Origin of the sequence: Paenibacillus sp. CR_12 (assembly GCF_041953985.1) — a bacterium.
GTDB lineage: Bacteria > Bacillota > Bacilli > Paenibacillales > Paenibacillaceae > Paenibacillus_AQ > Paenibacillus_AQ lautus_A.
In genome coordinates this window covers 226,461-247,087 of the sequence record NZ_JAVFHO010000008.1, presented here as the reverse complement: position 1 = coordinate 247,087, position 20,627 = coordinate 226,461, and the positions used below count along the sequence as shown (strand labels likewise).

General features: G+C 53.6%; 22 protein-coding genes. 12 read left to right on the top strand and 10 right to left on the bottom strand.

Annotation, left to right across the window (positions count from 1 at the left end; all coding sequences use genetic code 11):
* Positions 1-58 precede the first annotated feature (58 nt).
* On the top strand, positions 59-451 hold the full coding sequence (locus tag RB297_RS24880; protein ID WP_096776324.1) for a DUF6220 domain-containing protein: 393 nt from the start codon (positions 59-61) through the stop codon (positions 449-451).
* 7 nt (positions 452-458) lie between these two features.
* Positions 459-668 carry a DUF5957 family protein gene (locus tag RB297_RS24875; RefSeq protein WP_096776323.1) on the top strand — a complete coding sequence of 70 codons (210 nt, stop codon included), beginning with the start codon at positions 459-461 and terminating at the stop codon, positions 666-668.
* A 16-nt stretch (positions 669-684) separates the two neighbouring features.
* On the opposite strand, the gene RB297_RS24870 is transcribed toward RB297_RS24875, so the two are convergent.
* Complete coding sequence (locus RB297_RS24870) at positions 685-969, bottom strand: hypothetical protein (protein WP_235201614.1); 285 nt, start codon at positions 967-969, stop codon at positions 685-687.
* Between the two features lie 183 nt (positions 970-1,152).
* On the opposite strand from RB297_RS24870, the gene RB297_RS24865 reads away from it, so the two are divergent.
* Positions 1,153-1,839: an HAD family hydrolase gene (locus RB297_RS24865; RefSeq protein WP_096776322.1), complete on the top strand. Its 687-nt coding sequence runs from the start codon at positions 1,153-1,155 to the stop codon at positions 1,837-1,839.
* Positions 1,840-1,948: 109 nt separating this feature from the next.
* On the opposite strand, the gene RB297_RS24860 is transcribed toward RB297_RS24865, so the two are convergent.
* The 6 genes from RB297_RS24860 to RB297_RS24835 are packed head-to-tail and all read right to left on the bottom strand — an operon-like array spanning position 1,949 to position 8,640.
* A complete protein-coding gene (locus tag RB297_RS24860; RefSeq protein WP_096776321.1) occupies positions 1,949-3,064 on the bottom strand; it encodes a YheC/YheD family endospore coat-associated protein in 1,116 nt (371 codons plus the stop codon).
* Complete coding sequence (locus RB297_RS24855) at positions 3,046-3,570, bottom strand: GNAT family N-acetyltransferase (RefSeq protein ID WP_036659806.1); 525 nt, start codon at positions 3,568-3,570, stop codon at positions 3,046-3,048. The genes RB297_RS24860 and RB297_RS24855 overlap by 19 nt, the downstream gene beginning before the upstream one ends.
* A 53-nt stretch (positions 3,571-3,623) precedes the next feature.
* Entirely contained in the window at positions 3,624-4,727 is a 1,104-nt protein-coding gene (locus RB297_RS24850; RefSeq protein ID WP_096776320.1) for a YheC/YheD family endospore coat-associated protein, read from the bottom strand.
* Positions 4,728-4,730: 3 nt separating this feature from the next.
* On the bottom strand, positions 4,731-6,098 hold the full coding sequence (locus RB297_RS24845; protein WP_096776319.1) for a YheC/YheD family endospore coat-associated protein: 1,368 nt from the start codon (positions 6,096-6,098) through the stop codon (positions 4,731-4,733).
* Complete coding sequence (locus RB297_RS24840; protein ID WP_096776318.1) at positions 6,095-7,231, bottom strand: YheC/YheD family endospore coat-associated protein; 1,137 nt, start codon at positions 7,229-7,231, stop codon at positions 6,095-6,097. The genes RB297_RS24845 and RB297_RS24840 overlap by 4 nt, the downstream gene beginning before the upstream one ends.
* A 14-nt stretch (positions 7,232-7,245) precedes the next feature.
* Positions 7,246-8,640 (bottom strand): YheC/YheD family endospore coat-associated protein, encoded by a 1,395-nt coding sequence (locus RB297_RS24835; RefSeq protein ID WP_015736994.1) that lies wholly within the window; start codon positions 8,638-8,640, stop codon positions 7,246-7,248.
* Positions 8,641-8,776: 136 nt separating this feature from the next.
* Here RB297_RS24835 and RB297_RS24830 point away from each other — a divergent pair, with 136 nt between their 5' ends.
* The 4 genes from RB297_RS24830 (at position 8,777) to RB297_RS24815 (ending at position 12,311) form a co-directional block, all read left to right on the top strand.
* Entirely contained in the window at positions 8,777-9,943 is a 1,167-nt protein-coding gene (locus RB297_RS24830; protein ID WP_096776317.1) for a DUF445 domain-containing protein, read from the top strand.
* A 77-nt stretch (positions 9,944-10,020) separates the two neighbouring features.
* Positions 10,021-10,368, top strand: coding sequence for a YlbF/YmcA family competence regulator (locus tag RB297_RS24825; RefSeq protein ID WP_009595776.1), 348 nt, complete (start codon positions 10,021-10,023; stop codon positions 10,366-10,368).
* Positions 10,369-10,509: 141 nt separating this feature from the next.
* Positions 10,510-10,797, top strand: coding sequence for a hypothetical protein (locus RB297_RS24820; RefSeq protein WP_096776316.1), 288 nt, complete (start codon positions 10,510-10,512; stop codon positions 10,795-10,797).
* A 179-nt stretch (positions 10,798-10,976) separates the two neighbouring features.
* Positions 10,977-12,311, top strand: coding sequence for a DRTGG domain-containing protein (locus tag RB297_RS24815; RefSeq protein WP_036659800.1), 1,335 nt, complete (start codon positions 10,977-10,979; stop codon positions 12,309-12,311).
* Positions 12,312-12,395: 84 nt separating this feature from the next.
* Here RB297_RS24815 and RB297_RS24810 read toward each other — a convergent pair whose 3' ends face one another.
* The 3 genes from RB297_RS24810 to RB297_RS24800 all read right to left on the bottom strand — a co-directional run bounded on the left by RB297_RS24810 (position 12,396) and on the right by RB297_RS24800 (position 13,689).
* Positions 12,396-12,707, bottom strand: a complete 312-nt coding sequence (locus tag RB297_RS24810; protein ID WP_009595071.1) for a YtpI family protein — start codon at positions 12,705-12,707, stop codon at positions 12,396-12,398.
* Between the two features lie 148 nt (positions 12,708-12,855).
* A complete protein-coding gene (locus RB297_RS24805; RefSeq protein WP_009595061.1) occupies positions 12,856-13,359 on the bottom strand; it encodes a sporulation membrane protein YtrI in 504 nt (167 codons plus the stop codon).
* A 3-nt stretch (positions 13,360-13,362) separates the two neighbouring features.
* Positions 13,363-13,689, bottom strand: coding sequence for a YtrH family sporulation protein (locus tag RB297_RS24800; protein ID WP_009595060.1), 327 nt, complete (start codon positions 13,687-13,689; stop codon positions 13,363-13,365).
* Positions 13,690-13,867: 178 nt separating this feature from the next.
* On the opposite strand from RB297_RS24800, the gene RB297_RS24795 reads away from it, so the two are divergent.
* The 5 genes from RB297_RS24795 to RB297_RS24775 all read left to right on the top strand — a co-directional run bounded on the left by RB297_RS24795 (position 13,868) and on the right by RB297_RS24775 (position 20,548).
* Positions 13,868-17,593, top strand: a complete 3,726-nt coding sequence (locus RB297_RS24795; protein ID WP_375121710.1) for a DNA polymerase III subunit alpha — start codon at positions 13,868-13,870, stop codon at positions 17,591-17,593.
* Positions 17,594-17,739: 146 nt separating this feature from the next.
* Positions 17,740-18,234, top strand: a complete 495-nt coding sequence (locus RB297_RS24790; protein WP_036673757.1) for a phosphatidylglycerophosphatase A family protein — start codon at positions 17,740-17,742, stop codon at positions 18,232-18,234.
* Positions 18,235-18,390: 156 nt separating this feature from the next.
* Entirely contained in the window at positions 18,391-18,579 is a 189-nt protein-coding gene (locus RB297_RS24785) for a hypothetical protein (protein ID WP_006212044.1), read from the top strand.
* A 92-nt stretch (positions 18,580-18,671) separates the two neighbouring features.
* Positions 18,672-19,565, top strand: coding sequence for an acetyl-CoA carboxylase, carboxyltransferase subunit beta (gene accD / locus RB297_RS24780; RefSeq protein WP_009595062.1), 894 nt, complete (start codon positions 18,672-18,674; stop codon positions 19,563-19,565).
* Entirely contained in the window at positions 19,565-20,548 is a 984-nt protein-coding gene (locus RB297_RS24775; protein WP_096776314.1) for an acetyl-CoA carboxylase carboxyltransferase subunit alpha, read from the top strand. Before accD ends, RB297_RS24775 begins: the two co-directional genes overlap by 1 nt.
* The last annotated feature ends 79 nt before the right edge of the window (positions 20,549-20,627 follow it).

Sequence of the window (20,627 nt, the reverse complement as noted above, 5' to 3'; positions counted from 1 at the left end):
ACATTTCGATGATAGGATGATCTCGTAAAAATTTTTGAATCGAGAGAGGGATATCGACATGACGCAACAAGCTGTAAGAAAAACACCGCTGGCCGTATGGATATCGTTAGGGCTGGCATGGTTATTTGTTGTTTGTATTGCCGTTCAGACGTTTATTGCCGGCATGGCGCTGTTTCACGACGGATCGATGTGGAGAAGCCATACCGTGTTTGTCCATTTTTTTGAAATCGTGCCGCTGCTCATGCTGATATTTGGTATTGCAGGCAAACTGCCAGCCCCGTATAAAAGGAGATCACTGGCTCTGTTGTTATTGGTCATCAGCCAATACCTCACGGCGAACCTGCCTGGCGCAGGGGCATGGCATCCGGTCATCGCCATCGGATTGTTCTGGCTTGCCGTGGATACGGCACGTGGTGTACTCCCGTCCTTTCGACAGGAACAGAAGGGGTAATACGAACATGAGAAGCCTTGCCGTGCTGGTTATGGCTTTAATCGGAGGTTTTGCAGGCGGGATCGTTCTGAATGCAGTGATCGCCGTTACGTCGCACATGGTATTTGGAGGAGACGAGGGCGGGTTGAAGGGTCTCAAATATCTGCCGTTTGTTACCTCGGCATGGTACGCCGCTACGTTAATGATCTGGCGGCCGCGCCCGGAATTTGATCAATAACGCTTCGTTTCCGGCGTTACCCTTCAACCGCCAGCGAGATCCAAACGAACAAGATATAGAACAGGATCGGTATCGCAAACCCCAGGGACAACAGGTACCATACGAGCGGTGTCCGAACCATCTCCTTCACCAGGGCAATCGGGCTTCGGACATATCGGCCCTTCTTAAGCCGGTTAACCATCCTCTTGAGAATGGCGGCTTGCTCACGGGGATCATACCGGTCCAGCTCTGCCAGCAGTTCGGCTTCCAGCAGCCCGATGGCCGATGCTTCACCAGACTCCCTTGTTTCCGGCAAGTTCATCCTCTCCTTTCTTAGCACTTATTGTATATATAACAACGTTAAAGCCTCCTTGGTTACGCATGATGATATAGACCAAAAGCAGCAGTTATGGGGGAATGGGATTTGCAGATGTGATATGGTTCCTATATGATGAGGGGAGATTAGACTAGAATCAGATTATATGGAGCGAAGGGAAGGACAAAATTGGAAAAAACAGCTACGTTAATCAAGCCGGAAGCGATGATATTTGACATGGATGGAACGCTGTTTCAGACGGAGACCCTGCTGCTGCCCGCCTATCACAAATTGTTCGACATTCTGCGCGAAGAGGGGCACCACGAAGGAGAAACGCCGGATGAGGAGCTCATGCTTGGATGTCTGGGGATGCTGCTCGAAGACATTTGGAAGAAGGTCATACCGGATGCGACGCCGGCAGCCCATAACCGTGCAAACGAGCTGCTGCTGCAGCTGGAGCTCGAAGGTTTAAGCGATGAAGCAGCCGTTTTGTATCCTGAGGTGAAGGAGACGCTGGAGGAGCTTCATCGGCGCGGCGTCCGATTGTTTGTTGCCAGCAACGGCCTGGAGGATTACGTGAAGGGCATCTCCCAAGCGAGGGGGCTTATGCCGCTTTTTGAAGGAGTCTACAGTGCCGGAGAGCACGGAACGGCTTCGAAGGTGGATTTGGTCAGATTGCTGCTGGATCAGCATGAAATCAAGGATGCCTGGATGGTGGGAGACCGGTCATCGGATGTGGAGGCAGGCAAAGAGAACGGACAAACCGTCATTGGCTGCCGCTATGCAGGTTTTGGCGAGGAACAGGAGCTGAAGGGATCGGACGTTGTCATCCATTCTTTTTCACAGCTGCTGAAGCTTCATGACCAAGCCGAGTAGATTGGATAGGAGTCACAAAGGCTGTTTCCAAGGGTAGCATGCAACCCTCTTGGAAACAGCCTTTGTGCGTGTTTACGGATTCTAGTATTCGATTCTCAAGGGTTTGGCCTTAAGCATTCTTCGCGGATTTTTTTTGACTGTATACCCACATGGCATATTCTAAGGGCTTCACCATGGATTCGCGGTAGGCAGCCATATCGCCGATCTGCGAGAATACTTCCCTTGATGGCTTAGGATTCACCTCCAGGAGAAGAACCCTTCCGGTTTTATCCACTGCCAGATCCAGCGCAAGCTCGCACAAGCCTCCATATTGTCCGTCCAGAAATTGGGCTATGGCCACGCCGAGGGAATCGGCTTCCTCGCGGATGCTGGCGCGCTTTGCCGGATCTGCGATCCATTTGCTTAACAATTCTTCCATCATCGTCGCGCTTCCGCCGCCATGCAGGTTGGAGGTTACGCTCTTCGGCGCCCCGACGCGTCCCACGCAGCCGGTCACCTGCCATTGACCGGCTCCGTCTTTCTGCACGAGCATTCGGTAGTCATGCACTCTTCCGTCCGGCAGCTCCAGCTGTATTCCTTCTTGGACGAGATATCGGTCTTTATTGCCCCAGCCCGATAAATATTGCGCCAAATGGCCCGATGGCATCCGTTTCGGTTTAATGATGCTCCGATTGGAATTGCGTCCCCGGATTTCATACGTGCCCGTAACGCCCGGCACCTTCGCAATCCGCAGGATTCCGCGTCCGCCCGTTCCGTTGATCGGCTTAAAATAAACGACAGGGTGAACATGGAGCATCCGGTGAATGTCACTGGTGCTCGTAACGATCCGGGTGTCCGGCAGATGGGGCCGGAAGCGTTTTTTGGTGGACAGTATTTGATGAATCGTCCATTTGTTGCGCAGCGGCCGGTTCAGAAACAGCAAGTACCGGTAGCGGGAACGAAAGCGCAGCAGCTGTTGAAAGCGCGGGCTCTTTTGAATGCGGCAGCGGTCAAAGATCATGTCGGGAAACGACCGCCACCTCCGGCTCCATCTTTGGTGGTCAGGGTCGTATTCCATGGCGTTGATCAGCCCTTGGGCGCTGTTGACCTCGGCGGGGGTGAAGACGTAGACGTCCAGCCCCATTGCCTTTCCTTCCTTGATCATATGCTCGTAGATATGCCGTTCCTCCAGCTTTTTCCGTTCATCCAAGTAAAGCGTCATAATACCTAAGACGGGTTTCGACACAGAGGTTCACCTTCTTGAATAGAGTCAGCATTAAATGGTTGGTGCAGGGGCAGGGTTCCGCTCATAATGAGCGTAGGTTTTCCTGTCGGACCCTGCTCAAGAGCAATGGCCTGCATCCCTGCATGAAAGCACATTTGCAAACTTGCCGTATGATCTGCAGCCACTTTGCATCGCAGCCGCCCGAACCTGGATAATTGCGAGCGGATCAGGGAAGAACCGATTTGCCGGTTGCGGTATAGAGGGTGTACAGCAATCATACAGGCACTTTCTCCATAATCCGCCGCAAAGCAAATCCCCACCGGTATGCGCCCGATATCGCCCCGAACCGTTGCCGCCACGATCGAAGTGCCGGGCTGCAGCAGCTCGTCGTAGGATAACGATGCCAGACGCTGATAACCTTCGCGGGTTAGACGCTTGTTGCTGTAACGCCGGAAGAACTCGCTGCATTGCTGTCTGGCATGCGGCCATTCTTCCGGGCTTGCGAGAGAGAGACATGAGATTTCCACATGATCCCCTCCTTTCCGTACATCTTTGACCGGTGCTTGAGACCGTGCAAGATTTACTTTTGCTTGATCAGATAGTCGGAATATTGAAAAATCCGCTCCAGTGATTTTTTGCGGATCGCCGGTTCGTCAAATTTCATCGGTCTTGAATTCGCCTCGAAGAACCAGAGGATGCCTTCGTTATCGATTCCAAGGTCCATGGACATTTCCCCATGGATCTGCCCGGAGCATTTCTCAATCTGCCGTGCCATATGCACGGCTGCCTTTCTAACCTCGCCCAGGATGGCATCGGAACGTTCCGGACCGAATACGATCGGCAGCAGCTTCTCCGGGTCCTCAATCGTTCCTCCGCGGGGAACATGCGTGGTTATGCTCTTGGCCCCTGCCATGCGTGCTCCGATTCCCGTGACCGCCCAGGAACCCGAATCGTTCTTTTGCACAAGAATGCGGAGATCAAAGGAGCGGCCATGGACCTGAGCCAGCTCGATTCCCTGCTGAATAAGGTATGAGCTTCCTTTGGTTTCCTGATAAACCCGGCTCCAGAGCCTTTCCAAGGAAGCCGCTTTGTACGTGGTACTGTTTTTGTTGTTCTGAATCTGGATGCGGTAGGGGAGCGATTTGTTTTTCTGGTACCGAATCCTCATAATTCCTTGACCGGCTTTGCCATCCTCCGGTTTTAGATACAGGTAGGGCTTCCTCTTCATCATCTCATATAAAGTCGGATACCCCTTCAAGCGCTTAGTCAGAGGAGTCCATTGCTTGGTTAACCGCGATTTGTTCAGCCAAGCGAACAGTCTCCACTTATTAAAGAAATGTGGGTTGTAGAGGTCGATATGGGGATGCCTTTGGCATTCCTTGATTTTGCGGCGAACCCACGGCAGCGCTTCATCCTCACGGTATGGAATCCGGTTATAGATAACCTGGGGCAGAGGACATAACCTCTGCTCCCAATGGTCGCCCATCAGCATATAGCCTTTGACAGAATCCGTATCAAGCTTCAGATCGCGTACCGTGACCACATAGACCAGAAACCCCATATCTTTTCCTGTCTTGATAATTTCCTGAAAGTTTTGCCGGTTGCCTCTGAACATGGTTTGAGTATCGTGCATGGTCAAGATTGCTACAACCGGTCTTCCATCACTCTCCACTCGGCTGATCACGAATCATTCCCCCCTGTGGAAGCCGCTCAGATACAAACTGTGATCAAAAATATGCTCGACTGATGCTCTTCCTTCCGCTTTAAGTGAAGGGTGGCTGAAAATCGATCTGCCCGGCTTCGAATTCGCTTCAAACATCCAGATTCTCTCGTTATCGTCTATGCCGATATCGAACCCGATTTCCCCTAACAGATGCGGGTGGTGATTCTCGATCGCTTCCGACATCGCAATGGCGGCTTCCTTGGCGCGCTCCAGCACATCACGCGATCTGGTTCCAAAAGCGCGGGAGAGCGCCACTTCCGGCGTCATCAGCGAGCCGCCGTTCTTGATATGCGTGGTGACGCTGCCGCGTCCGGCTTTTTTTGCGCCGATGCCGACCACGGCCCAACGGTTTCTGCTGTTCTTATGCATATGGAACCTGAAGTCGATGGGACATCCGTCGATTTCAATGAGACGGATTCCTTGCTGGATGACGTAGCTCTTCAGCTTGGCACCGTGCTTTGCCTGAAGCATCCGCATCAGACTGTTAAAGTTCGGGAATTTGAGCAGCGTGTTGCCGCCGTTTCCGTGATAGCGGGCATAGTATCCTTTTTTGGGAAGATAGGTTAACCGGTAGATGCCCAGGCCTAAACTTCCGGCAGAAGGCTTATAATATACGAAATGATGGCGTTCCATCATATCCTTAATCCGCTCGGGACTAGGATTGTTGTAGGTTTCCGGCAAATATTTGCCCGCCTGCAGGTCACCGTCCAGCTGCGAGTAGACATCCGATTTATTGAAGAACGCCCAATTGAAGAATTTGATGTTGCGTTTGCCGAACCGGTCCCTCAGTTGGTTGGTAAAAGGGGAGAAGTCGGTTTTCCGGCTCGGTAGGCGGTTATAAACGACATCAGGAAGCGGAACGGTCTTGCGAATGAAGCCGCCGCCGGAACCAAGCATATAGGCATGAACGGTTTCGCGCTGCCAATTGATATCCCGTGGGGCAAAGGCATATACGAACATTTTTTTGTTGCCTTCGCGAAGCAGCTGCCGGATATATGAAGTGCGGGCTCCAAAAGGACTGGACGGATTCGGGGGGCCGTCGGACAGAACCCCGACCACCGGCCCGAGTTCAAGTTCTCCTTCCCGGGGGGAATGGATATACACAGGACCCTGTCTGGGTACGTTGACGCTGTTTCGGACTCCGCTGCTTAAATAGATGTGCTTTCCCGACCGTTCGATCGGTTTCAGGGCAGCGGACACGGTATTGGTGCCAATGCGAAGCTTTATCGATTTCTTGCTTGATAGCCCCAGGCTCTTGAGAAGCGAACCGGATAAAAAGACGACTTTTTCGGGCTGCTGCGAGAAATGAATATTTCCGAAATTCAAACTCATGTATTTACCCTCCTAAGTTGTCGAAGCAATAAATAACGGGCGTATTGAATCGGATGTTCGACGGACAGCCGGGCTGCGTGACCATCTCCCGTTAGTGTAAATGCGCGTCGGCCAGGTTTGGAGTTGACCTCCAGGATCCAGACCCGTCCGCTGGTATCCACGCCAAAATCGATTCCCAGCTCGCCGAGCCGGCCGAATCCTTCCTCCAGCAGAGCTGGAAGCTGAGCGGACAAATCCCGGATGGTCCGCATGATCCCCGTGGCCTTTTCTTCTCCGAAATCGGTCGTTAGATAGGGGAGGGCGGGAAATGCCGTGCCTCCGCCATGAAGGTTTGAGGTTAATCCTTGGTCGGCTCCTTGCCTAACAGCGATTCCTGTGACGGACCATATGCCGCGATCATTCTTTTGAACCAATGACCGGATATCGTACGGGTGCCCGTTACCGTTGCGAAGTTTCAGGAAGGGCTGAATGATAAACCGGCGGCGGCCGGTAAAACTTCCCACCCATTCGTTCATCTCTTGCACGGGAATGGTATGCAGGAACATGCGGTTGCTCCGATCCCTTCCTTGCAGTCTGACACGCTGTTGATCTGTCAACGCGAGGTACAAGGTGTGACGGCCCTGAGAGCCTCCGCTTGGCTTCATGAAGAGACGTCCGCCAAAGGCGAGCAAAGCCCGGCTGAGGGATTCGGCTCCCGTATAACTTAAGGTTGCCGGCAAATAAGGCTTGATGGCTGAGGAGCGCTTTAACAGCTGATGAACCTTCTGCTTGCCCGGCAGACCGCGCGACCACAGCTTAACGCCAAGCTGCGACATTCGGTTCAGAAGTTCACCGGCTGCGGCCGTTTCCTCGCCGCTTCGGTGCAGGCAACGGTCATAGACGATGTCAGGAAGCGGGAAGGTGCCGGTAATCCAGCCCTCTTCCGGATTGAAGCGATATCCTTTTATCCTGTCCGCGGCGCTGTCCGCACCTGAAGCAGGTGAGGCATCATCCGGACAAAAAACAAATACCTGCATGCCGAGCCCCTCGGACTTCAAGCTTAGCTCGCGGAGAAATTGCTTCTCGGCGAACGGTGGGAAGCCCGGTTTGCGGCATGCCATGACACCCAGGGTGCCTATTATCTTTGAGGACATAAGGTTCTCCTTTTTTACAAACCCGTCAAGTATTGACAGTATTGAACGAGTCGTACGGCAGACGGCCTTACTTTGGAGTCGGCATTCAATGGCGCATTTTCGCCTTTGGAAGGCTTGGAGTTGACCTCCAGAAGCCAAATACGTCCCGAGGTATCAATCGCCAAGTCGATGCCCAGCTCTCCGAAGTGATAAGGAATGGCAGCCTCCAATCCATGAGCGATATCGAGCGCCGCTTGGTTCATTCGTGCGGGAGCCGTTTGCTTGGAGGATAACGGAATGCTGCTCATGGCCAGCGCGTCCTTGACGGAAGATAGCGTACCGCCTCTGGCGAGATTGGAGACAAAGTGGTTTCCGCCGGCAATTCGGGCCACGACCGAGGTCACTGCCCATTTGCCGTTTTTGTCTTTATGAACAAGCGCGCGAAAATCGACGTTTCGCCGGTTGATGCGGATTAAATCCAATCCTTGCTGAATTTGATAACGCGTTTTTTTTATTTTTCCGGATAAGCTGCTGAACAGCTTTGGAAGCGAGGAGTAGGTGCTCTTCTTGGATCCTTCAAGAGATGTCGTCATCGTTTGGTAATGGCCGTTCTCTTGCCGGGATATCCGGATGATTCCCTTTCCCAGACTTCCCCGCACCGGTTTCAGGAAGACCGTCCGATACGTGGTGCACATTTTTTTGAGAGTCGGATAACCGCTGAGCAAATAGGATTCCGGCAAATATTTTTGGAGCTTCGCATCGGGTCCGAGCGCCTCGAAGACATCGGATTTATCGAGGAATTTCTCGTTAAAGATGTGGGTGCCGAATCGTGATTTTACTTCTCTCATAAAATGCTGTACGCTAGGACTATTCTCCAGTTTGCGGGTAGACAGCCGGTTATTAATGACGTCCGGAGCTGGAACGCTGCGCTTTTTCCAACCCGCGTCATAGATAATTGCTTCAAGTGTTGACGGGTTCGAACCGATCATGTCAGGGGTGAAAAAGTACACATATGCGCCTTGTTTCTTGGCCGCGTTTACCATTTCCAAACAGAAAGCCGAAATCGACCCGAAAGGTTTATCAGGTTCATCCGGTAAAAAGCGGCTGACCATGACACCGATGAGCGGACCGAGCTTCAGCATTTTTTCCGTTGGATAATATCTGACATTCATCGTGGTGCGAGGAAGCAGTTCCGAACTGCTGAATATGGTGGGGCTTAGGGCCAGCGTGTTCGATTTTCCTCCTGAAGTAACGCGGATTTCCTGCTTGAAGGAGCCAAAGGCAAGCTGTATCGGTGAATCTGTCGGGATACGGAGCTGTCTTATGAGCCGGTCACCAAGCTTGATATCGTTATCCGGAAGCTGGGCTGAGCGGATTAATTGAACCGATATCTTGGATTTGGTGTTGGATTTGATCTTGGATTTGCGCATGATGGATCTCCTTCCGACAACAACTGGATACTTAAGTGAACAGACGAAGACTTCATCTGATCATTGCATGTAATGCATCATATGAGGACATATATCCCTTGGTGATTGTACTGCTCGGGAAAAAGGAGTGCTGAAAATGCAGAACTGGCTGTTTATTTTGGTGAACGTGTGCGTCGCTGCTTTTGTTGGCGGCGTAACGAACCACTTTGCGATAAAAATGCTGTTTCATCCCCGCGAAGAAAAAATCATCCTGGGCCGCCGCGTACCCTTTACCCCGGGGCTCATCCCCAAGCGCAAGGACGAGATTGCCGAGTCGCTGGGGCATGTGGTTTCGGATTACCTGGTGACAAGCGAGGGCCTGCAGGATCTGATTCGCAGGCCGGTGTTCCGCAGCAAGATGGAGGAAAGCCTCCGGCGGAAGCTGGAGGAATGGAGCGAATCGGAGCTGAGCTTCGGCGATTTGGCGCTGAAAGTATGGAGTCCCGAACAGTGGGAGCAGATGAAGGTCCGGGCGGAACAATTGGCGCGCGAACTTACGGCCCGAGGTGCCGCTGCCATATGGCACGGGTATGGGCTTGAGTCGAAACCGCTGAAGGAGCTCGTTCCCGGCTGGTCGGAGGAAACGATCCAGGGCTGGAGCGCGGCCGCAGCCGATACCGTGCTGAAGGAGCTGAAGCATACGCTCTTGTCGGCAAAGGGGCAGCTCATGCTGTCGGACGTAGCTTCTTCGCTTATCGATAAGGCGGGCGGGTTTCTCGGAACGATGGCTTCAATCTTTGTGGATGAGGATAAACTGGTACAGAAGATGACCCCTGTGCTGATCCAGCAGCTGGAGGGAGAGAAGGTCCGCAAGACCATCACGGACATCATCTCCGGAAAGCTGTCCCATTACGGGGAAATGCCGATCGGGGATATCATCGAACATGCATCGGATGAGCCGGGGCTTGCGTGGCTGACCCGGACATTGGATGACAAGCTTCCTTGGTCCACATGGATTCAGCGGATCGAGCTTCTTCGCGTTGGCGAAGCGATCGGCCCGCGCATGCCGGCTATCGAGGCAGCCCTGCCAGGAATGCTCGATAAGGGGCTGGGCTTTTTGGAGCGAAGCATCCCGGGGGCGATGAAGGCCGTTAACTTGCCTCAGCTCGTTCAGGAGCAGGTGGAGAAATTTCCGATCGAGCGGCTGGAAGAGGTCATACTGAGCGTATCCGGCCGCGAGTTCAGGGCTATTACCTGGCTCGGGGTTTTGCTGGGCGGGATCATTGGATTACTCCAATCGCTGCTGACGATACTGTGGAGATGAGATGTTAAGAGTTAAGATGTGGCAAAAAGCGAACGAACAAAACGGCTTCTTAGCCGAATATAGGGGAGGAACCAAGAATGAACATTTATGACAAAGCGCATGATTTGGCAAAAGCAATGAAGGAGAGCCAGGAGGTAGAAGAGATTACATCCGCGATGAAACTCGTGGATGCGGATCCGGAGAGCAGACGCATGCTGGACGATTTCCGTCAGCGTCAGATGGAGCTTCAACAGCGCATGATGTCCGGAGACATGCCGGCCCAAGAGGAAATGGAGAAGATGGAGAAGCAGTTCGAGGTGCTGAGCCTGAACCTGAACATCCGCCGTCTGTTTGACGCCGAGCGGCGTCTGAGCGTCATTATCGAAGACGTCAACAAGATTATATCGGACAGCCTGCAGCATCTGTACGGACCGGCCCAATCCTAAGCGGTCTCGTTTGTAACCATGGTGCGGCGGTTAACTTCGAAGACAATTCGAACAAATTTTTAAAAACTTGTCTCATAAATTGCGCAAGCTCCTCATAGAGTAGAAATATAGATTTCAGAGAGTAGAGGAGCTGCGTTTACAATGAAAAAAAAGAAGAACAAGTTTAAACACACCGCATATTTATTGGTTGCACTCGGCATGCTGATATACGCCCTTCCGAGCATTTCTTTCGCCGGCGGGTTCTCTTGGGTTTCGCTGTTCGGTGCTGTCTGGGCAGGCTTTGCCCTGCTCGTGATCGGTTCGCATCTCTATTATCTTATCGGAGTAGATGAGGCGAAGCAGAAAGCGCTGGACGCAATCCGCAAGGAGAAATTGAGCCAGTGGGAACTGAAATGGCCTGAGGAACAGAAGAGCCAGGAAGCCAATTAAGTGCCGGATCACAGCGAGAGCTGCGATAAACAAAAACCTCCCTTGAAGCCGATGCGGCTGGATTATCCATCCGCCATCCTTGAGGGGAGGTTTTTTTGGATTTGACGGGTATGGGAGCGTCAGCGGACGTGATATAATAGATACAGTATAGTACAGATAGTGTTATGGGGGTGTAACAGTTGGACGTTCGGGATGATACGATTACAAAACACGAGCAGTTGGTTCAGTATATTGAAAGTTTGAAGGTGGGAAGCAAAATATCGGTGCGGCGGCTGGCCAAGGAGATGGGCGTCAGCGAGGGTACCGCTTACCGGGCGGTGAAGGAAGCGGAAAGCCTAGGCATCGTTGTCACGAAGGAACGGATCGGTACGGTTCGCGTGGAACGGAAGCCGCGGAACATATCCGAGCAGCTTACGTTTGCCGATGTCGTTGAGATCGTGGAAGGACATGTGCTTGGCGGTGCCGAAGGGCTGAATAAAAGCCTGCACAAGTATGTGATCGGCGCGATGAAGGTGGAAGCCATGATCCGCTATATCGACGCCGGAAGCCTCATGATTGTCGGTAACCGCGAAGATGCCCATTCCCTGGCGTTAGAGCAGGGGGCAGGCGTGCTGATTACCGGCGGTTTCGGCACGAGCCGGGAAGTGAAGCTGCTGGCGGATCAGCTGGATCTGCCTATCATCTCGTCCCGACATGACACGTTTACGGTCGCCTCCATGATCAACCGTGCCATTTTCGACCGTTTAATTAAGAAGAAAATTATGCTGGTGGAGGATATCGCCCATGATAAGCCCAAGAATCACCAGTTGAAAAACTCCGTCACCGTTCAGGAATTCAAACGGATTTCGCAGGAAACGGGGGAAAACCGGTACCCCGTCACGGACGAATGGAACCGGGTCATCGGCATTGTCGGGGTTCGCGACGTGGAAGGGCTGGCCGAAACCCAGCCGATCGAGAAAGCGATGACCCGCAATCCGGTGACGGCCAGCATGAAGACCTCCCTTGCGTCAGCCGCGCAGATCATGATGTGGGAAGGGATCGATTTTCTGCCGATCGTGGATCGGAACCGCAAGCTGCTTGCCACCGTCACCCGGAAAGAGGTGCTTGGCGCACTGCGGGATGCGCGAAACCAGCCTCAGCTCGGCGAGACGTTCGATCAGCTGATCTGGAACGGGATAGCGGAGGATCGGGATGAGGAAGGGCGATTGTTCTTCCACGGCTTTATCACGCCCCAGATGGCCTCGGAACTCGGAACGATTTCGCAAGGGGTGCTCACCACCGTGATGAGCCAGGCGGCCGTGAAGGCTGCCAAGGATATCAGCGGCTGGGATCATGTCCTCGATCATCTGTCGACGTATTTCATCCGGCCTGTGCAGATCGAGGATCCGATTGTCATTATGCCGAAATTGCTGGAGCTCAGCCGGCGTACCTGCAAGATGGAGATTGAAATCCAGCATCAGACGAGCCTGATTGCCAAAGCGGTCATGACGATGCAGGCGATCGATCACGGTTAACGGGAAACTCTCCCGACTAATAAAAAAGGGCACCCCGCTGGTCTTGTAGACCATGCGGGATGCCTTTTTTCAACTTAGCTTCATTCAGCCGGCCGTCCGCGAATTCTTCAGTCTGCTGTAATAGGTGCGGCTTCGAATGCCGGCAAATATATTGAACGCGCCAAGCACCAAAAACGCTGCTTCTACAATGACAGCGGGCGTGGAGCCGCTGAACAGGAACATGCACACCAGCGAAAGGGAAACCAGCATAATGCCCATGCAGAGGTTCATCATGGACATATGGATTCCGCGGTCGACCGGATCCGCTACTCGCCGTGCGCGAATGCTATACAGCGCGGCAGCTACGACGGACAGGACAAGGATAATGTACAGGATATAGTGGATGACGGTTATCATGGAATGGAAGGCTCCTTTATATTCGGTAACATGCTCGCGATGTGGCTGAAAGTGTATGTTCATGTGCTGCTTCGTGATCAAAAGATGACTTTTTGAACAACCTCTAAAAGCATGTTAGATTCGATCATTTACAATAGTATGTATTGTATCATGATCCCGTTGACTTTGCATCCAGATGATCGACGCCGACCCAGATTTGCAGCACGCCTTCCATGACGAGCATGGTCTTGATCTGGACCTTGTAATCTTTTTCCCGGACCGTATAGATTTTGTCGCTGAGGAGCGAACGGGTCAGCTTGCTGTCCGTATCGATATCAAACACGTTGCGGCCCCGAAGGGCAGCCAGATCGTCGCTCATAAGCCTGACGAGCTCTTTGATGATGACGGGATCAAGAGGCTCCCTGTCGTTTTGTTCGCTGCGGATCTTGATTTCCTTGATGACCGTGGATTGTTTATTGTATTTTTTTAACGAATCGATATCTTTTTCATACTGCGTTATTTTGAGCTGCTGTTCCTGATTCGTTTCCCATAATTTATTGTAGGCTGCATGATAAACCGAATTGTAGAGGATGCTGCCGACGACCATCCCCAGCACGAAGATGGATGCGACCTGATAGAAGGGGCGGAATCGGTGGGCCGGAGGTACGCGCATGGATCAGCTCCGGCTGGAGCACACCCATTTGACCAGCTCGCTGCCCATATGTGCTCCAAGAAATGCAAAACCCAGATATAAAACCTGCTTGATGGCAGGGGACAGATTGCCGACTACCATGTTGCTTTCAATGACCCGCATCGGATCAATGGTGCCTCCGATCGCGGCGGCAAGCGCCCATATCTTAATCCGGTCGGCCACTTCTATCATGGTCAGGGTCGGGGGCTGCAGGGACAGCACGGCGCCCACGCCTCCCACCATGGCCCCCCCCAGCACGATGCCGAAGGCTATAAAAAAATCCAGGATCGCTTTGGATAAAAAAACGCTCATGCCCTCATGTCTCCTTTCTTCTCTCGGTGGATGTCAAGGCAACCGCCTGTCCACGTATTCCCTAGTTTCATTCTATGGGCGGGCCTAGCGGGATTATGATAAAATGGTATAAAGACTTTTCAAGATATTTCTGAGTTGATTTTAAATATACATGTACCGGCGAAAGGAAGGCGTTACGATGAGCTCTTTCGTGCATTTGCACGTGCATAGTGAATACAGTTTGCTCGATGGAGCGGCACGTATCGGTGACCTGGTGCGGGAAGCGGCGGCGCTTGGCATGAAATCGCTGGCGCTGACGGATCATGGCGTGATGTATGGTGCCGTTCCGTTCTATAAAGCCTGCCTGGCGCAGGGCATCAAACCGATTATCGGCTGCGAGGCCTATATCACGGCAGGCTCCCGCAAGGAGCGGGGAAGCCGCAAGGACCAGCCGATCTATCATTTGATTTTGCTTGCCAAGAATGAGACCGGCTATCGCAATTTAATGAAGCTGTGCTCGATCGGGCATTTGGAGGGGTATCATTACAGACCCCGAATCGACATGGAGGCGCTGGCCGCCCATCATGAAGGCATCATATGCCTCAGCGCCTGCTTGGGAGGCGAGGTTCCCCAGCATCTGCTTCATGGACGCGAGGCGGAAGCGAGAGCTGCCGCGCTTCGTTATCAGGCGATTTTTGGAGAGGATTATTACCTGGAGCTGCAGGATCACGGAATTCCGGAGCAGAAGCGCGTGAATCCCCAGCTGATTCAGCTGAGTCGCGAGACCGGCATTCCGCTGGTCGCGACCAACGATGTGCATTATTTGACCGAGAGCGATGCCGAGGTTCAGGACGTCCTGATCTGCATCGGCACGGGAAAGACGGTCGAAGATGAAGACAGGCTGCAGATTCAGACGAATCAGCTTTATTTGAAGAGCGGCAGCGACATGGAGCGTCTGTATCCCCATGTGCCTGAGGCTATATTGAATACGGCTAAGATTGCGGACCAGTGCCATTTGGAGCTGGAGTTCGGCAAATCCATTTTGCCGGAATACAGCTCGCTTCCCGATGGGAAGAATGCTGCGGAATATCTGCGGGATCTCTGCCTGAGCGGATTGCGGGAACGCTACGAAGAAACGGAACGGTGGCAGGATGAAGTGCAACGCAGCGAGCTGGAGCAGCGCCTTGATTATGAGCTCGGCGTTATCGAGAGCATGGGCTTCAGCGATTATTTCCTGATCGTATGGGATTTCATCGCCTATGCCCACCGGAAAGGCATCGCGGTCGGACCCGGAAGGGGTTCCTCGGCAGGAAGCCTAGTGGCTTATACCCTGCAGATTACCAATGTGGATCCGATGAAATACAAGCTGTTGTTTGAGCGCTTCCTGAATCCGGAACGGATCACGATGCCGGATATCGATATCGATTTCAGCGATGAGCGCCGGGACGAGGTCATCGATTACGTGGTGGACAAATACGGGAAAGAGCATGTGGCCCAGATCATTACGTTCGGTACGATGGCCGCAAGGGCAGCCGTCCGCGACGTCGGGCGTGCGCTGAATGTGCCGTTCGGGGATGTGGACAAGGCGGCCAAGCTGATCCCTAACCACCTGGGCATCAGCATTGAAAGAGCGATGGAGCAAAGCCCGCAGCTGAAGGAGCAGTACGAAACAAAGCCGAAGGTACGCGAGCTGATCGACATGGCGATGAAGGTCGAGGGCATGCCGCGCCATGCATCGACGCATGCGGCCGGCATCGTCATTTCCAGGGACCCCTTGACGGATGCGGTGCCGCTGCAGGAAGGCAGCGAGAAGACGGCGCTGACGCAGTATTCCATGGAGAATTTGGAGAGCGTGGGGCTCCTCAAGATGGATTTTTTGGGCCTGCGGACGCTGTCGATCATTGAGCGTACGCTGAAATGGATTCAAGAATTGACCGGCCGAGAGCTTGATTTCGAACAAGTGCCGGATGACGACCAAGCGACTTACGAAATGCTGGGCCGAGGGGAGACCGCGGGCGTATTTCAGCTCGAATCCGCCGGGATACGGCGGGTGCTGAAGGATCTGAAACCTTCGGTGTTTGAGGATATCGTATCGGTGAATGCCCTGTACCGCCCGGGTCCCATGGAATTTATTCCGAAGTTCATTCAGGCCAAGCACGGCCGGATCGAGCCGGAGTACCCCCATCCGGACCTGATCCCGATACTGGGCGATACGTACGGCATTATCGTTTACCAGGAGCAGATTATGCAGATCGCTTCGACAATGGCGGGCTTCTCGCTCGGGGAAGCGGATCTGCTGCGCAGAGCGGTATCGAAGAAGAAACGCGAGGTGCTGGACCGCGAGCGCAGCCACTTCGTTTCAGGGAGCCTGAAGCTGGGCTATACCGAGGATGAGGCCAACCGCGTGTACGACATGATCGTCCGGTTTGCCAACTACGGATTCCCGCGCGCGCATGCTGCCGCTTACGGCGTGCTGGCCTTCCAGACGGCTTATCTTAAGGCGCACTATCCGGTTCCGTTCATGGCTTCCATGCTGACAGCCGTCATGGGCAGCCATCGGAAGGTAGCCGAATACGTGCTGGAGGCGCGGCGCATCGATATCGAGGTCATGCCGCCGGACGTCAACGAAAGCGGGACGTATTTTACGCCGGTCATGAGCCGTTCTGCTGCCGAGGGCAGCGATGAGCAGGCCGATTCTCCGGCCGGCGGCGGGATCCGATTCGGGCTTGCCGCCATCAAGAACGTCGGCACGCAAGCGGTGGAGAATATCGTCGAGATCCGGCGCGATAAGCCGTTTGAAAGCCTGCTTGATTTCTGCCGCCGCGTCGACCTCCGCGTATGCAACAAGCGCGTGATCGAGTCCCTGATCCAGGCGGGCGCCTTCGATTCCTTGCAGGGGCACCGCTCCCAGCTGGTCGCCATGCTGGACGAAACGGTGGAAGCGGCCGTGAAGTGGAGAAAGGAGCGGGATGACCTTCAGATTCAGCTCTTCGACTTCGTGGAAACCGCGAATTGGGACATTGAATATCCGGACATCCCGCCTTATACCGCAAGTCAGCAGCTCGAATTCGAACGCGAGCTGCTGGGCATGTATTTGTCCGGTCATCCGCTGGACGGCTTTGAAGAGACGCTGACGGAGTCCGGAGCGGATCGGCTCATGGATCTGCATGAAGCGGAGGATGAGTCGATGGCTACGGTTGCCGGCATGGTGGTCTCGCTGAAGACCATTACGACGAAACAGGGAAAAGCGATGGCCTTCATGGAGTGCGAGGATCAAATCGAGCGCTGCGAGGTCGTTCTCTTTCCGGAAGTGTGGAAGCGCAGCGCGCATCTGATTGAAAAAGGCGCCCTGCTCGCGATCCGGGCGAAGGTCCAGCTGCAGGACGAAGGCTTCAAGCTGCTGGCCGAAGAAATCGCTCCGCTTGAAGCGCAGACCCTGGGCCAGCTCGTTCGGCGGGGCAAGGTCCGGGGAACGCAGGGCGGCAGAGGCAGGGCCGAGGGAGCAGGCCGGAGCGCCGCGTCGGGCGCAACCGGCAAGCAGGCGGCTTCGGCCGGCGAACCAAAGGCCGTTCTGAATTCAGCGCAGCCGCTTGCCGCCACGAAAGGCCAAGACCTGCCTCCGCTCGGAAAGGAAGTTTCGGGCATGAACCGAACGTCCGGGAAGGAATCTCGAGCAGGCGCATCGAATCCTAAAGCAGAGCAGCGCGTGTTTGTGAAAATAACGGCCGATGCGGAGCGATCGGAGATGCTGGTCAAGCTGAAAGAGCTTCTGCAGCGGCATCCGGGGCCTGTCGCAACGGTGTTGTTTTATGAACGAAGCCAGAAGGTGCTTGCGCTCAGCGATGCCTATCGGATCGAGCCTTCGCAAGAGCTCATTGCCGAAATGGAGAGCATGCTGGGCAAAGACACCGTTAAAGTGAAGTGACATGAAAATTTAAGAACGTTTCCCATCCCTCCCGCATACAATTAGGACACTACAGGAATGTTGGCCGAGTATTCGCCTGAAGAAAGCACTTCACGGCGATGACCGTAGTGACAGAGCAACGGCCAAAGACGCGGGGGGGATTTGTGGTGTCAATGGACTTGGCAGAGAGCATGCTCAGCCGCAGAGGAGTCAGCGTAAACTCCATCGCGGATATTGTGTTGAAGCTTCAACAGCGCTACCATCCGACGCTAACCATCGAGCAGTGCGAGGAAAGCGTGCGGGCCGTGCTCGGGAAGCGCGAAGTTCAGTATACCCTGTATACAGGCATTGCGCTGGATGAGCTGGCGGAGAAGAAACTGCTGCCGGAGCCGCTGCAATCAATTATGGAGCAGGACGAACCGTTGTACGGTGTGGATGAGACCATGGCGCTCGGTGTCACGAGCATATACGGCATGATTGGACTGACGAGCTTCGGCTACCTGGATAAAGAAAAAATTGGCGTGATTGAGATATTAAATGAAAAAACGGACGGGATTCATGTGTTTCTGGATGATCTCGTTGCAGGCATTGCCGCCGCCGCTTCCTCGCGAATCGCGCATAACAATCCCGATGCGGCCCATTATACCGCGGGATCTGACTGATTTGCGCGAGTGTTGTCGAAACGCTGCATAAGGGTACGGATTTGGCTTTCAGCCCCCTGCTCTCTTTGTTGAGGTAAAAACTGAAGTATGTTATCATTATCCATTATATCGGCTCAGGATATGCCTGTGGGACGAGATTAGGGGGATCTGAAAGGCATGTGGACGGTTATCTATATTGCGCCAACTGCAAAGGTGGCGGAAATGATCAAGACCAGGCTAACGGAAGAAGGGTTTTTGGTTCAAAGCCGTCCTGTGAATCTTTCCAAACAGCAGTTTGAGATTTTGGTACCCTCCGGAGAGCTTGAGGAAGTACAGGAAGTGTTGAATTCGATATTGCACCCCTAGTTTCATCTGGGTTACATAGCGAAGCTTAGCGTACGGATCGGCGATGTGCTATTGCGGCGGCCATTCAAATTTACGGCTGGAGAGGTGTAGTTGTGTTTAAAGACTTGTTTCAGAAAAAAAGAAAATACGCAACGATCCCATCGGAACGACTTGGGACGGCAGGGCAGCCTCAGGAAGGCGAACGCCCGAAACGGGAAATTCCGGAAGGTCTGATGAATAAGTGTGCCAAGTGCGGCACCATTCAATACAGCAAAGAGCTTGAGAAGAATCTGAAGGTGTGTCAGGAGTGCGGGCATCATATGCGCCTGAACGCGGTTGAGCGGATTGCCATGACGCTGGATGAGACAGGCTTTGAAGAGTTTGACGCGGAGATGATCTCGGTGGACCCGCTCAAGTTTCCGGGATATGCGGCCAAGCTGGAACAGCAGAAGATGAAATCCGGACTGCATGATGCGGTGATTACCGGCCAAGGCTCCATTCTGGGCCAGCCCGTTGTGGTGGCCGTGATGAGTTTTGACTTCTTCACGGGAAGCATGGGCTCCGTCGTTGGGGAAAAAATCACCCGTGCGATCGAGTTTGCGACGGACAAGCGTTTACCGCTCATTATTTTCTCCACTTCCGGCGGCGCCCGGATGCAGGAGAGCATTCTCAGTTTGATGCAGATGGCCAAAACAAGCGCGGCCCTGTCCAGGTTCAATGAACTCGGCGGGCTCTACATTTCAGTGATCACGGATCCGACGACCGGCGGCGTGTCCGCCAGCTTCGCGACGCTTGGCGATATCAACATCGCCGAGCCGGGAGCCGTATTCGGCTTTGCGGGCCGTATCGTTATTGAACAGACCATTCGCCAGAAGCTGCCGGACGATTTCCAGACAGCGGAGTTCAATTTGGCGCATGGTCAGCTTGACATGGTTATTCATCGGAAAGATATGCGCTCCATGCTTGGTAAGCTGCTGGAGATGCATACCGTGAAAGGGGGATTCTGATGTCAGGCGAATTGCCTTTTGAAATGCCACTTGCCGAAATGCGCAAGAAGATAGATGAACTGAAACAATTCGGACAGGAAAAAGGGATTGATTTCACGGATGAAATCGCCCGCCTGGAAGAACGATATAGTCGTTTGGAGGAAGAAATTTATTCCTCGATTTCGCCTTCCCAGAAAATGCATCTGGCCCGTCATCAGCAGCGGCCGACGTCGCTTGATCTGATCCAGCTGATCTTTACGGATTTCATCGAGCTGCATGGAGACCGTCTCTACGGGGACGACCTTGCCGTCGTCGGCGGCTTGGCCAAACTTGACGGCGTTCCGGTCACGGTGGTCGGCCAGCAGCGCGGCAAAGACACGAAGGACAACATCGCCCGTTTCTTCGGAAGTCCGCATCCGGAAGGCTTCCGAAAAGCCCTGCGGCTTATGCAGCAGGCGAACAAGTTCAAGCGTCCCATTATCACGTTTATTGATACAAAAGGCGCATATCCGGGTAATACAGCAGAAGAAAGAGGTCAGTCCGAGGCGATCGCTCGCAATTTGCGGGATATGTCGTCTCTTGGGGTGCCTGTTGTTTGTGTGGTCATCGGCGAAGGTGGAAGCGGCGGTGCTCTTGCGATGGCTGTAGGCAATCGCGTGCTGATGCTGGAGCACGCCATCTATTCCGCCATCTCGCCGAACGGCGCGGCATCCATTCTATGGAAGGATGCGTCCAAGGCGGACCAGGCCGCGGAAGCGATGAAGATCACCGCCAAGGACCTGCTTGAAATGGAAGTCATCGAGGAGATCATTCCTGAGCCTAAGGGCGGTGCGCACCGTAACTACGAGGAGACGGCCGCTGCCATTCGGAGCGCCCTGATCAGCCAGCTGAAGGAGCTGTCCGTGATGGATGCCTGCGAGCTGAAGGAAGACCGGTACCGCAAATTCCGCAAGATCGGCGAATTCGACTTTGCGAAGGCGGAACCGGAAGACGTTATCCTCTAAAAGTCTGATGAGTATGTGACGATATGACAAAGTTCCTATACAAATGAGACTTTTTGTAGTAGATTTAGTTGTTGGAAAA

What these genes read in the sequence shown, in the direction of transcription:
- RB297_RS24870 (WP_235201614.1), bottom strand. Translation starts at nt 969, where the DNA reads ATGAACTTGCCGGAAACAAGGGAGTCTGGTGAAGCATCGGCCATCGGG.
- RB297_RS24805 (WP_009595061.1), bottom strand. Translation starts at nt 13,359, where the DNA reads ATGCGCGTACCTCCGGCCCACCGATTCCGCCCCTTCTATCAGGTCGCA.
- RB297_RS24820 (WP_096776316.1), top strand. Translation starts at nt 10,510, where the DNA reads ATGAAAAAAAAGAAGAACAAGTTTAAACACACCGCATATTTATTGGTT.
- RB297_RS24835 (WP_015736994.1), bottom strand. Translation starts at nt 8,640, where the DNA reads ATGCGCAAATCCAAGATCAAATCCAACACCAAATCCAAGATATCGGTT.
- RB297_RS24845 (WP_096776319.1), bottom strand. Translation starts at nt 6,098, where the DNA reads ATGAGTTTGAATTTCGGAAATATTCATTTCTCGCAGCAGCCCGAAAAA.
- RB297_RS24810 (WP_009595071.1), bottom strand. Translation starts at nt 12,707, where the DNA reads ATGATAACCGTCATCCACTATATCCTGTACATTATCCTTGTCCTGTCC.
- RB297_RS24785 (WP_006212044.1), top strand. Translation starts at nt 18,391, where the DNA reads ATGTGGACGGTTATCTATATTGCGCCAACTGCAAAGGTGGCGGAAATG.
- RB297_RS24880 (WP_096776324.1), top strand. Translation starts at nt 59, where the DNA reads ATGACGCAACAAGCTGTAAGAAAAACACCGCTGGCCGTATGGATATCG.
- RB297_RS24800 (WP_009595060.1), bottom strand. Translation starts at nt 13,689, where the DNA reads ATGAGCGTTTTTTTATCCAAAGCGATCCTGGATTTTTTTATAGCCTTC.
- RB297_RS24825 (WP_009595776.1), top strand. Translation starts at nt 10,021, where the DNA reads ATGAACATTTATGACAAAGCGCATGATTTGGCAAAAGCAATGAAGGAG.
- RB297_RS24830 (WP_096776317.1), top strand. Translation starts at nt 8,777, where the DNA reads ATGCAGAACTGGCTGTTTATTTTGGTGAACGTGTGCGTCGCTGCTTTT.
- RB297_RS24875 (WP_096776323.1), top strand. Translation starts at nt 459, where the DNA reads ATGAGAAGCCTTGCCGTGCTGGTTATGGCTTTAATCGGAGGTTTTGCA.
- RB297_RS24840 (WP_096776318.1), bottom strand. Translation starts at nt 7,231, where the DNA reads ATGTCCTCAAAGATAATAGGCACCCTGGGTGTCATGGCATGCCGCAAA.
- RB297_RS24795 (WP_375121710.1), top strand. Translation starts at nt 13,868, where the DNA reads ATGAGCTCTTTCGTGCATTTGCACGTGCATAGTGAATACAGTTTGCTC.
- RB297_RS24775 (WP_096776314.1), top strand. Translation starts at nt 19,565, where the DNA reads ATGTCAGGCGAATTGCCTTTTGAAATGCCACTTGCCGAAATGCGCAAG.